The organism is Ideonella sp. FW305-24 (genome assembly GCF_058788035.1).
In genome coordinates, this window is sequence record NZ_JBYTAI010000004.1 from 276,030 (window position 1) to 288,301 (window position 12,272).

The 12,272-nt window shown below is 69.2% G+C and carries 9 protein-coding genes; 6 read left to right on the plus strand and 3 right to left on the minus strand.

Annotated elements, in window-relative coordinates; genetic code table 11:
- Position 1: 1 nt before the first annotated feature.
- Genes kdpB through AC3WR5_RS13235 form a run of 4 tightly spaced genes read left to right on the plus strand, consistent with a single transcriptional unit; the run spans position 2 to position 6,233 of the window.
- The gene (kdpB, locus tag AC3WR5_RS13220; RefSeq protein WP_492485034.1) at positions 2–2,158 is read left to right on the plus strand and encodes a potassium-transporting ATPase subunit KdpB; all 2,157 of its coding nucleotides are present in this window, start codon (positions 2–4) and stop codon (positions 2,156–2,158) included.
- 17 nt (positions 2,159–2,175) lie between these two features.
- Entirely contained in the window at positions 2,176–2,757 is a 582-nt protein-coding gene (gene kdpC / locus AC3WR5_RS13225) for a potassium-transporting ATPase subunit KdpC (RefSeq protein ID WP_492485036.1), read from the plus strand.
- Between the two features lie 48 nt (positions 2,758–2,805).
- Entirely contained in the window at positions 2,806–5,532 is a 2,727-nt protein-coding gene (kdpD, locus tag AC3WR5_RS13230; protein WP_492485038.1) for a two-component system sensor histidine kinase KdpD, read from the plus strand.
- Complete coding sequence (locus AC3WR5_RS13235; RefSeq protein ID WP_231011030.1) at positions 5,529–6,233, plus strand: response regulator; 705 nt, start codon at positions 5,529–5,531, stop codon at positions 6,231–6,233. Before kdpD ends, AC3WR5_RS13235 begins: the two co-directional genes overlap by 4 nt.
- Before the next feature lie 19 nt (positions 6,234–6,252).
- On the opposite strand, the gene AC3WR5_RS13240 is transcribed toward AC3WR5_RS13235, so the two are convergent.
- Positions 6,253–7,026: a DeoR/GlpR family DNA-binding transcription regulator gene (locus AC3WR5_RS13240; protein ID WP_231011031.1), complete on the minus strand. Its 774-nt coding sequence runs from the start codon at positions 7,024–7,026 to the stop codon at positions 6,253–6,255.
- 98 nt (positions 7,027–7,124) lie between these two features.
- Between AC3WR5_RS13240 and AC3WR5_RS13245 the strand changes: the two genes are divergently transcribed.
- Entirely contained in the window at positions 7,125–8,303 is a 1,179-nt protein-coding gene (locus AC3WR5_RS13245; protein ID WP_492485041.1) for an MFS transporter, read from the plus strand.
- 85 nt (positions 8,304–8,388) lie between these two features.
- Here the strand turns inward: AC3WR5_RS13245 and AC3WR5_RS13250 are convergent, their stop codons facing one another.
- Entirely contained in the window at positions 8,389–9,963 is a 1,575-nt protein-coding gene (locus tag AC3WR5_RS13250) for a methyl-accepting chemotaxis protein (RefSeq protein WP_492485043.1), read from the minus strand.
- Positions 9,964–10,244: 281 nt separating this feature from the next.
- Positions 10,245–11,279, minus strand: coding sequence for an AraC family transcriptional regulator (locus AC3WR5_RS13255; RefSeq protein ID WP_492485045.1), 1,035 nt, complete (start codon positions 11,277–11,279; stop codon positions 10,245–10,247).
- A 281-nt stretch (positions 11,280–11,560) separates the two neighbouring features.
- Between AC3WR5_RS13255 and AC3WR5_RS13260 the strand changes: the two genes are divergently transcribed.
- A complete protein-coding gene (locus AC3WR5_RS13260; protein WP_492485047.1) occupies positions 11,561–12,271 on the plus strand; it encodes a YebC/PmpR family DNA-binding transcriptional regulator in 711 nt (236 codons plus the stop codon).
- The last annotated feature ends 1 nt before the right edge of the window (position 12,272 follow it).

Here is a 12,272-nt window from a genome sequence, read left to right on the forward strand (position 1 = left end):
CATGACACGCAAGAGCTTTTCATTGTTCGACCCCGCGCTGGCCAGGCCGGCCGTGGTCGACGCCTTTCGCAAGCTGAGCCCACGGGTGCAGTGGCGCAATCCGGTGATGTTCGTCGTCTACGTCGGCAGCATCCTGACCACCGGCCTGTGGCTGCAGGCCTGGATTGGTGCGCCCTACGGCCAAGGGCCGATCCCGCCAGGCGGGAGCGAGTCCCTTCGGGCGGCCGTGCGGGACTCCGGCGGCGGCGCAGCCCAGGGCTCGCCCGGCTTCACGCTGGCTGTCGCCCTGTGGCTGTGGTTCACCGTGCTGTTCGCCAACTTCGCCGAGGCCCTGGCCGAGGGCCGCAGCAAGGCCCAGGCGGCCTCGCTGCGCGGGCTGAAGAAGCAGACCTGGGCCAAGAAGCTGGAAGAGCCGCGCCACGGCTCGTCCTGGCATCCGCTGGAATCGACCGAGCTGCGCAAGGGCGCGGTAGTGCTGGTCGAGGCGGGTGACGTGGTGCCGGCCGACGGTGAGGTCATCGAAGGCGTGGCCTCGGTGGACGAGAGCGCCATCACCGGCGAATCGGCCCCGGTGATCCGCGAGTCCGGCGGCGACTTCAGCGCCGTGACCGGTGGCACCCGCGTGCTGTCGGACTGGATTGTGGTGCGCGTGAGTGCCAACCCCGGCGAAACCTTCATCGACCGCATGATCGCGATGGTCGAAGGGGCCAAGCGCCAGAAGACGCCCAACGAGATCGCGCTGACCATCCTGCTGGTGGCGCTGACCATCGTCTTCCTGGCGGTGACCGTCACGCTGCTGCCGTTCTCGGTCTTCAGCGTGCAGGTGGCCGGCGCCGGCACGCCCATCAGCGTGACCGTGCTGATCGCGCTGCTGGTCTGCCTGATCCCGACCACGATTGCCGGGCTGCTGTCGGCCATCGGCGTGGCCGGCATGAGCCGCATGATGCAGGCCAATGTGATCGCCACCTCCGGCCGCGCGGTGGAAGCCGCGGGCGACGTGGACGTGCTGCTGCTGGACAAGACCGGCACCATCACGCTGGGCAACCGCCAGGCCTCGGCCTTCATCCCGGCGCCCGGTGTGAGCGACGTGGAACTCGCCGATGCGGCCCAGCTCGCCTCGCTGGCCGACGAGACGCCAGAGGGCCGCAGCATCGTGGTGCTCGCGAAGCAACTGCACCCGATGCGCGACCCCGGCTTCCAGGCCGAAGGCGCGAGCTTCGTGCAGTTCACCGCGCAGACCCGCATGAGCGGCGTGGACCTGCCGGCTGGTGGCAACACGCGGCAGATCCGCAAGGGCGCGGCCGATGCGCTGCGCCGCCACGTCGAGGCGCTCGGCGGCAGCTTCCCGCCCAACCTGGCCGCCACGGTGGAAGACGTGGCCCGCCGCGGCAGCACGCCGCTGGCGGTGTCGGACGGCGCCCGCGTGCTGGGCATCATCGAGCTGAAGGACGTGGTCAAGGGCGGCATCAAGGAGCGCTTTGCCGAGCTGCGCCGCATGGGCATCAAGACCATCATGGTGACCGGCGACAACCGGCTCACTGCCGCGGCGATTGCCGCGGAAGCCGGCGTGGACGACTTCCTCGCCGAGGCCACGCCGGAGCAGAAGCTGGCGCTGATCCGCCAGCACCAGGCCGAGGGCCGGCTGGTGGCGATGACGGGCGACGGCACCAACGACGCGCCCGCGCTGGCCCAGGCCGACGTGGCGGTGGCCATGAACTCCGGCACCCAGGCCGCCAAGGAGGCCGGCAACATGGTGGACCTGGACAGCAACCCCACCAAGCTGATCGAGGTGGTGGAAACCGGCAAGCAGATGCTGATGACGCGCGGCTCGCTGACCACCTTCAGCATTGCCAACGACCTGGCCAAATACTTCGCCATCATCCCGGCGGCATTCGTCAGCACCTATCCGCAGCTGGGCGCGCTGAACGTGATGCAGCTGGCCAGCCCGAACTCTGCCGTGATGTCGGCCGTCATCTTCAACGCGCTGATCATCGTCTTCCTGATCCCGCTGGCGCTCAAGGGTGTGCGCTACCGGCCGCTGGGCGCCGCGGTGCTGCTGCGCCGCAACCTCGCGGTCTACGGCCTGGGCGGCGTCATCGTGCCCTTCATCGGCATCAAGGCCATCGACCTGCTGCTCAGCGCCGCCGGTTGGGTCTGAACTCGAAAGCCATCATCATGAAAAACCTCATCCGCCCCGCCCTCAGCCTGTTCGTGGTGCTCACCGCGATCACCGGCCTGGCGTATCCGCTGGTCGTCACCGCCGTCGCGCAGACGGCCTTTCCCGAACAGTCCCACGGCAGCCTGCTGCGCAATGCCGCAGGCCAGCCGGTGGGTTCGAAGCTGATCGGCCAGGCCTTCAGCGAGCCGAAATACTTCTGGGGCCGGCCCTCGGCCACCAGCCCGATGGCCAACAACGCCGCCAACTCGGCCGGCACCAACGTCGGCCCGCTGAACCCGGCGCTGGTGGACGCGGTGAAGGCCCGCGTGGCCGCGCTGCAGGCCGCCGACCCGGGCAACACGCAACCCGTGCCGGTGGACCTGGTGACCACCTCGGCCAGCGGCGTGGACCCGCACATCAGCCCGGCCGCGGCCGAGTACCAGGCCGCGCGCGTGGCCCGCGAGCGCAAGCTGCCGCTGGCGGCAGTGCAGGCCCTGGTCGCCGCGCACACCGAGGGCCGCACGCTGGGCCTCCTGGGCGAGCCGCGGGTCAATGTCCTGCAGCTGAACCTGGCACTGGATCAGCAATCGGCATCCTGATGCTGAGCACTGATGCGTTCCTGATGCAGCGCCACCTATGCTTGCATCGTGACTGATGCCCGACCCGACCCCGACCAATTGCTGGCCCGCCTGCAGGCCGACGAAGCCCAGGCCGCACGCGGCAAGCTGAAGATCTTCTTCGGCGCCAGCGCCGGCGTGGGCAAGACCTTCGCGATGCTGCAGCGCGCGCAGGACCTGCGCCGGCAGGGCGTGCCGGTGCTGCTGGGCCTGGTCGAGACCCACGGCCGGGCCGACACCGAAGCCCTGGTGCAGGGGCTGGACCGGCTGCCGCTGCGCAGCGTCGAGCACAAGGGCCGCGTGCTGCAGGAGTTCGACCTGGACGCCGCGCTGCAGCGCCGGCCGGCCCTGCTGCTGCTGGACGAGCTGGCGCATTCCAACGTGCCCGGCTCGCGCCACCCCAAGCGCTGGCATGACGTGGAGGAGCTGCTGGACGCCGGCATCGACGTCTGGACGACGATGAACGTCCAGCACCTCGAAAGCCTCAACGACGTGGTCACCGGCATCACCGGCATCCGCGTCTGGGAGACGGTGCCGGACCGCATCTTCGATGAGGCCGACGAGGTCGTCATCGTCGACCTGCCGCCGGACGAGCTGCTGCTGCGCCTGAAGCAGGGCAAGGTCTACCTGCCGCAGCAGGCCGCCACGGCGGTGCGCAACTTCTTCCGCAAGGGCAACCTGATCGCGCTGCGCGAGCTGGCGCTGCGGCGCACGGCGGACCGGGTCGATGACGAGATGCTGCAGTACCGCCGCACCCGCTCGGTCGCGCCGGTCTGGCAGACGCGCGAGGCGCTGCTGCTGTGCATCGGCCCCGGCGAGGGGGCCGACAAGCTGGTGCGCGCTGCCTCGCGCATGGCCGCGCAGCTGGGCGTGCCCTGGCACTGCCTGTACGTGGAGACGCCGCGCCTGCAGCGCCTGCCGGACGCCGTGCGCCAGCGCACGCTGCGGCTGCTGACATTGGCCGAGGAAGCCGGCGCGACGACCGCCACGCTGTCCGGCCGCTCGCTGCCGGAAGAGGTGGTGCGCTACGCCCAGGCGCACAACCTCTCTCGCGTGCTGCTGGGCCGTGACACACGCCGCTGGCCTCGCCCCTGGCGGCTGACGCTGGCTGAAGCGGTGGGCGCGATGGGGCCGGACCTGGACGTGATCCAGATCGCTTTGCCTGCGCGCCAGGACGAACGCGGGGCGCGCCCCTGGTGGGCCTGGGGCACGCCGGCACCCGAGATGCAGGGCTGGCGGCCGTATGCAATGGCGGCGCTGTGCTGCGCGGTGGCCGCGGTGCTGGCGGCGCCGCTGCAGTCGGTCTTCGAGCTGGCCAACATCGTGATGCTGTTCCTGCTGGCCGTGGTGGTGGCGGCCGTGCGCTACGGCCGTGGCCCGGCCGTGATGGCGGCCTTCCTCAGCGTGGCGGCTTTCGATTTTCTCTACGTCGCGCCACGCTTCTCGTTCAGCGTGAGCGACGCGCAGTACCTGCTGACCTTCGCGGTGATGCTGGTGGTCGCGCTGGTCATTGGCCAGATGACGGCCGGCCTGAAGTTCCAGGCCCTGGTGGCCACGCGGCGCGAGGCGCGGGTGGGCGCGTTGTACGCGATGTCGCGGGACCTTTCCGGTGCGTTGATGGCCGAGCAGGTGGCCGAGATCGCCGCGCGTTTCCTGGCCTCGCAGTTCGATGCCCGCAGCACGCTGCTGGTGGCGGATGCGAATGACCGGCTGGTCGCCTCGCAAGGTGCGGAAGCAGAAAAGGCTGTCGACCTCGGCGTGGCGCAATGGGCCTACGACCATGCCGAAGCGGCCGGGCAGGGCACCAACACCTTGCCGGCCGCGGCCATGCTGTACCTGCCGCTGAAGGCGCCGATGCGCATGCGCGGCGTGCTGGCGGTCGCGCCGCAGCAGCCTGCCCGGCTGGTCGGCCCGGAGCAGCAGCGGCTGCTGGCCACCTGTGCTTCGCTGCTCGCGCTGTCGCTGGAGCGCATCCATTACGTGGAGGTGGCGCAGCAGACGACGGTGCAGGTCGAGTCCGAGCGCCTGCGCAACTCGCTGCTGGCGGCCATCTCGCACGACCTGCGCACGCCGTTGGCAGCCATGGTCGGCATGGCCGAGTCGCTGACCATGCAGCCGCTGCCCGAGCCCGCGCGGCAGGCCGAGCTGGCGCATGCGATGCGCGAGTCTGCGCTGCGCATGCGCTCGCAGGTGCACAACCTGCTGGACATGGCACGGCTGCAGTCCGGCCAGGTGCATCTGCACCGCCAGTGGCTGCCACTGGAAGAAGCGCTGGGCAGTGCCTTGCGGGCGATGGACGGCACGCTGGACGCGCGCCGCGTGAAGGCGCAGCTTCCGGCCGACCTGCCGCTGCTGCAGGTGGACCCGGCGCTGTTCGAGCGGGTGCTGTGCAACCTGCTGGAAAACGCCGCCAAGTACACGCCGCCGGGCAGCCCGCTGGGCTTCGGCGCCGAGGTGGTGGGCGACTGGGTGCGCATCACGCTGGACGATGAAGGCCCTGGCTTGCCGCCCGGCCGCGAGCAGGCCATCTTCGAGATGTTCGAGCGCGGCCGGCGCGAGAGCGCCACGCCGGGCGTGGGCCTGGGGCTGGCGATCTGCCGGGCCATCGTCGAGGCGCATGGCGGGCGCATCCGCGCCGAGAATCGGCCGGCGGGCGGTGCGCGCTTCATCGTCGAGCTGCCGCGCGGTGAGCCGCCGCCGATGGTGGCCGACGAGGCCTGGCCCGACCAAGACATCACAGAAGGACCCAGCGCATGAGTGAACCCGTGCCCCGCGTGCTGATCGTCGAGGACGAGGCCGAGATCCGCCGCTTTGTCAGCCTGTCGCTGGAGCGCGAAGGCTTCGAGGTGCACCAGGCCGAGACGCTGGAGCGTGGCCTGATCGAAGCCGGCACGCGCCGGCCCGACATGGTGGTGCTGGACCTGGGCCTGCCGGACGGCGACGGCGTGGCCCTGATCCGCGAGCTGCGCGGCTGGTCCGACGTGCCGGTGCTGGTGCTGTCGGCCCGCACCGGCGAGGCCGACAAGATCGAGGCGCTGGACGCCGGCGCCGACGACTACCTCGTCAAGCCCTTCAGCACCGGCGAGCTGCTGGCGCGGGTGCGCGCCCACCTGCGCCGCCGCGCTACGCCGGCCGCGGCAGGCGCGAACGCGGTTGGCAGCGCGATCGAGTTCGGCGAGGTGCGCATCGACCTGGGCCGCCGCACGGTCGAGCGCGGCGGCGAGGCCCTGCACATCACGCCCATCGAGTACCGGCTGCTGACGCATCTGGCCGCGCACCCGCACTGCGTGCTGACCCACCGCCAGCTGCTGCGCTCGGTCTGGGGCCCCAGCCATGCGGACGACACGCATTACCTGCGCGTCTACATGGCGCAGCTGCGCAAGAAGCTGGAGGACGACCCGGCGCAGCCGCGGCACCTGTTGACCGAAACGGGGATTGGCTACCGCTTCGTGCCTTGAGGCGGCGCGAGTGGGTTGATCAGTCCGCCGGTGTGACCAGCACCTGCACGCCCAGCGCAGCCAGCGCTGGCCACGGGCGGTCGCTCACGAGGGTGTGCACCTGGTGCCACTGCGCCACGCCGAAAGGCGAGACCTTGTCCAGCTTGGTGTGGTCGGCCAGGATCAGCGTGCGCGCGGCCGCGGCGATCATCGCCTGCTTGGTGGCAGCGTCCGCCTCGTCGGTCACGGTGGTGCCCATGCGCAGGTCCACCGAGCAGGCGCCGGGCACCGCCCAGTCGGCCCGGCAGCGGGCCAGCATTTCGCAGGCCGCCGGGCCCCACAGCGCGCGTGACTGCGGCTGCCAGGTGCCGCCGGTCAGCACCAGCTGCACCTGCGGTTCGCGGTCGAACAGCGTGGCCACGTCCAGTGCGTTGGTGATCACCGTCAGCGGACGGGCGGTGAGGGCGCGGGCCAGGCTCAGCGAGGTGGAGCCGGCGTCGATGATGACCGTCTGGCCCGGCTGGATCAGCGTGGCGGCGAGCTGGCCAATGGCCTGCTTGGCGCTGACCTGCACGCTGCTGCGTGCTGCGAAGTCAAGCCGCGCGGTGTCCAGGTTGACGGCGCCGCCATGGGTCTTGTGCAGCTTGCCCTGGGCCTGCAGGTCCAGCAGATCGCGGCGGATGGTGTGCTCGGAAACTTCCAGCAGGCGTGCCAGCCCCGGCACTTCGACGCGGCCTTTGGCCTGCAGCTCTTCCAGGATGCGGGCGCGGCGTTCCTCGCTGAACTGCGGCGGGGCAGAAGTCTTGCGGTCCATGCGGCAATTCTAGGCAGCTTGCGGTGGCTTGATTGCTCAAGTATGCTCGTTTAATTGTGAATTTGCTCGATTGAGCGCAAATCTGGAGCTTTGACCGAATGGCCGCCACCCTTGATGCAGGCGCTGCAGCGCCCCGTGCCGAACACCTGGCGATGGCCGCGGTCTTCTTCGCCAATGGCGCCGGCTTTGCCAGCTGGGTTTCGCGCATTCCTGCCGTGCGCGACAGCCTGCACCTCAGCGAAGGCCAGCTCAGCCTGGCGCTGCTGGCCATGGGCGCCGGCGCGCTGCTGGCCTTCCAGCTGGCCGGCCGTGGCATTGCGCACCTGGGTGCGCGGGCGCTGACGCTGGCCACCGGCTTCATGTTCTTCTACGCGCTGCCGCATCCGGTCATCGTCGGCTCGTTGCCGGCGCTGGCGTTTTCGCTGTTCCTGCTGGGCGCGGCCAACGGGGCGATGGACGTGGCGATGAACGCGCTGGCGGTGGAGGTCGAGACCCGCCAGCGCAAGCCCATCATGTCCGGCCTGCACGGGCTGTGGAGTGCCGGCGGCCTGTGTGGGGCGGCGCTGGGCGGTGCGATGGCGCATGCGGACATTTCGCCGTTCTGGCACCTCAGCGGCGTGGCGGTGCTGCTCGCGCTGGTCACGCTGCTGGCGCGCCGCTGGCTGCCGGCCACGCTGCCTGCTCCCATGCCCGAAGGCCCACGTTTCGCGCGCCCTGAACCGGGCATGCTGGGCCTGGGCGCCATCGTCTTTTGTGCCTTCCTGATCGAAGGTGCCATGGCCGACTGGAGCGCCGTCTACCTGACCGGCACGCTGGGCACCACCGCAGCGGTGGGCGCGCTGGGCTACGCGGCGTTTGCCTTCGCGATGATGGCCATGCGCCTGGCGGGCGACAAGCTGCTGCTGCGCTGGCCGGCGCCCGCCTTGCTGCGCTTGGCCAATGCGTTGGGCGCCGCGGTACTCACCATCGCACTGGCCGCCCAGCAGCTGGGCTTGACGATGGTGGCCTTTGTTTCGGTGGCGCTGGGGGTGGCCACGGTGGCGCCGCTGGCCTTTGGCGCGGCGGCCCGGCGCTCGCACCGCGGCCCGGGCCATGGCATTGCCGCGATGGCGACCATGGGCTATGGCGGCTTCCTGCTCGGCCCGCCGATGATTGGCTGGCTCGCACACCTTGGCAGCCTGCGTCTGGCGCTGCTGGTGCTGGCGGCGTTGGCGGCCGTCATCTCGGTGCTGGCGCCTCAGCTGGCCGAACCTGCGCCGCAGGTGCAGCCGGCATGAGTCCAGGAGGAAGAGGAGGCGCCTGAATTCCGTCCCTTCGGGTTGGCTGACGGCTTGCCGGAGCAGCGGGCCTCCACCCTTGCGTTCACCGGGGACCGGAAGCCGCGTCTTGCGAGAGCTGGAAAACCGCCACGGCTTGCACCAGTTGCCGGGCCTGGGTTTTCAGGCTCTCGGCGGCAGCGGCGCTTTGCTCCACGAGCGCGGCGTTCTGTTGCGTGGCGCGGTCCATCTGCATGACGGCTTCGCCCACCTGCGTGACGCCGGCACTCTGCTCGTTGCTCGCGGTGCTGATCTCGCTCATCAGGTTGGTCACCCGCCGGATGGAAGAGACCACTTCGGACATCGTGGCCCCTGCCTTGTCGACCAACGTGGTGCCCTCTTCGACGCGCTCGACGCTGGCTGTGATCAGGCTCTTGATTTCCTTGGCAGCCTCGGCGGATCTGCCGGCCAGGTTGCGCACCTCGGTGGCCACCACCGCGAAGCCTCGGCCCTGTTCTCCGGCACGGGCGGCCTCCACGGCGGCGTTCAGCGCCAGGATATTGGTCTGAAAGGCAATGCCGTCGATCACACCGATGATGTCGGAGATCTTCTTGCCGCTGTCGTTGATGCCCTTCATCGTCTGGATGACTTCTGCCACGACATCGCCTCCCTTGCGGGCGACTTCGCTGGCCAGTTTTGCCAGTTGCTCTGCCTGGCGAGCATTGTCGGCATTCTGTTTGACGGTCGAGCTCAGTTCTTCCATTGACGCGGCGGTTTCCTCCAGTGCCGAAGCCTGCTGTTCGGTGCGTTGCGACAGGTCGTTGTTGCCACTGGCAATCTCCGAACTGGCGGTGGCAACGCCCTGTGCATTGCGCCGGACCGAGCCCACCACATCGATCAACGACGACTGCATGGCGGAAAGGCTGCCCAGCAAGGGGCTGAACTCATCGCTGGCGTGATCGGTGACCGCAACGGTGAAGTCGCCTTGGCGGGCTCGCTCTGCCACTTGCTGCGCCTGGGTGACACGCCGGCGCAGCAGGCGTGCGATGTACCAGGAGAAGCCCATCAGGCCCACGCCGATGGCAGCGACCAAGCCCGCGAGCTGGATGCGAATCGCGTCGGCGGCTTTCGAGATGTCGCCCACCTCGGTGGCCAGCATCTTGCCTTGGCGGGCGCGCTCGGCGCTCAGCCAGTCTTGCATGCGCGCAAACGCCGGAATGGTGCGTTGCATCAAGGTGTCAAAGGCCTGCTCGCGTTTGCCCTCGCGCACCAAAGCGACCGTGGCTTCGGCGGTCGGCCAGGTGATTTTCTGCAGTTGCAGCCAGTCGCGCTCAAACGCGTCCCGTCCCTCCTGCGTCGTGACTTCGCGCAGGTAGGTGTCGTCGTTGTGGGTGATCTGCTTGCGCACGGCGTCGATGTCCCCCAGCGCGGCCTCGGCCTCCTGCGGCGTCTTGACCAGCATGGCCTGGCGAAGGTCCAGCAACGCGCGCGTGACCCCCAACTCGGTGCTGGCAATGAGTTCGAGCTGCAGTGCGCGCACGATGCCCACGCGATTGGCCAATTGCCCGACCTGCACCAACTGAAACCAGGAACTGACAGCCAGCGCAGACAGCGCGACGATCAACAAGAGGGAAACCGCGTAAAGGCGTTTTCCGATGCCTATATTGCTGAGGATGGTCATGGTGGTGGGTGAGTTGAGTGCGGTGTCGGGTCTTTGGTCAAACAATGCGCGGTGCAACCGTCGTCTGGTTCAGGAGTCGATGGCCAATCTCGCCGAAGGGGGCCGGGCCATGCAGACATCGACCACTTGCTTATCGGTTCGGGCCTGCGGGCAGACAGGGCCCGCTCGGCCATTCCATGGACCTGTTCGGCCAATCGACAGGTGAGCGAGCCAAGGCGTGCCGGACTGGCTCGGCATTGCCTTGCGTGACTGAATGCTTGAGCCCGGGGCTGGGCGACTGATCAATCAGTCCCAGCTTCGGCCTCGGCCGCGGGCGTCGTCGGGGCAGCGGGCCGGTCGCGAAGAGCAGTGGGCGAGTGGCCGGTCCAACGCTTGAAGGCCCGGGTGAAGGCGCGGGTGTCGGAGAAACCGGCCTCGGCCGCGATCTGGGCCAGGCCCCAGCGTTTGCTGGTCATCAGCTCCAGTGCCCGGGACTTCCGGCTGTCGTCGAGCAGGCTGCGATAGCTCAGGCCGTGCTGGGCCAATTGGCGGCGAAGGGTGCGTTCGCTGCGGTGGAGTGTTGCCGCGACCTCGGCGAGGTTCGCGATGCGTGGCAGGCTGCGGTGCAGCGCACGGGTCACCAGAGGGGCCAGGCCGGTCATTGCGCGCCATTGCGCACAGGCTTGCTCCAGCGATTGCGAGGACACCCGATAGGCCTGGCGGTTGGCCCAGGGCAAGGGAAAGTTGTGCCAGTCGGCCCCTGTCGTCAGCGTGTTTCTCGGGCAACCGAAACGCACGGGGCAGCCGAAGAACTGCTCATGGGCGTGGCCCGCAGCGGGGGCTTTGCGGACCAGTTCCACGCCAGCAGGCGTGTAGTTCGCCGCCGTGACCTGTCGGCACACAGCCACCATGGACGAGAAGGTCAGGTCGACCAGAAAGTCCTGCAGGTCCAGGTCGTCGGGAAACGGTTCTGCGTGCAGTTGCGGGCCTTGGGCAGAAGGCGTTTCCCAGAGGCTCAGCAGGTAGCCTGCACTTTCGGGGAACCGCAGCGCCAGCTTGATCGCATCGCCGAGCGTGGCGGCGGCCAACATGCCCAGCGCCAGGATGCCGCGCTCCGTGACGCAGGCTCGCATGCCCAGGGCCAGTCCGGCATCGTCGATGCGCAGGTCCTGCACGGCGCGGCGCACCACGGTGAGCGCTTCGCTGTGCGATATCGCCGTGCCAGGCGAGTTGAGGTCCTCTGCGGTGATCTGCAGGCCGCGGGTCAGCGTGTGGACGCTGACCCGCTGGCGCGCAGCTTCTGCCAGCACAGGCGCCAGGAAGACCGGGGCCAACATGGCTTGCCTGTCTTGTCTGGGTAGGTCGTGGCGCATAAATGCCGCATTGGGGTGCTGGTGACGGTTGGCCCAATTGTTGGACTGCGGCTGCCTCGGTTGCTTGCGCAGGCGCAAGTGCGGGGCTCGGGGCGCCGGGCTTGTTCAGCCTGGCCGTAAAATCCGCCCCCTTCGCGTGCGCCGCCGGCCTGCGCGCAGGCCGCGCCAGCATTGTTGAAGCGCCCGTGCATTCCGCCGGGCGCCAGTCGTCGCGGCAACCGCAACTCGCAGAAAGAGCCGCAGCCATGGGCGCGCAGTGGAAAGCAAAGCACAAGGACCTGGCGGCCAATGCCAAGGGGCGCCTGTTCGGCAAGTTGGCCAAGGACATCATGATTGCCGCCCGCCACGGCGCGGACCCGGCCGCCAATTCGCGGCTGCGCCTCGTGGTGGAGCAGGCCCGCAAGGTGTCCATGCCCAAGGACACGCTGGAGCGCGCGATCAAGAAGGGCGCCGGCCTCACCGGTGAGGCGGTGCACTTCGAGTACGCGCTGTATGAAGGCTTTGCGCCGCACCGCGTGCCGGTGATGGTCGAATGCCTGACCGACAACGTGAACCGCGCCGCCTCCGACATGCGGGTGCTGTTCCGCAAGGGCCAGCTCGGCACCTCCGGCTCGGTCGCTTGGGACTTCGACCACGTCGGCATGATCGAGGCCGAACCGGTGGCCCCGGGCGCCGACCCCGAGATGGCCGCCATCGAAGCCGGTGCGCAGGACCTGGAGCCAGGCGAAGACGGCGCGACGGTGTTCCTCACCGACCCCACCGACCTGGACCTGGTCAGCCGCGCGCTGCAGGGCCAGGGCTTCAATGTGCTGTCGGCCAAGCTGGGCTACAAGCCCAAGAACCCGGTCGACCCGGCGACGCTGAGCGCCGAGCAGCTCGAAGAAGTCGAAACCTTTCTCGCCGCGCTGGACGCCAACGAAGACGTGCAGAACGTCTTCGCGGGTCTTGCCGGCTGAG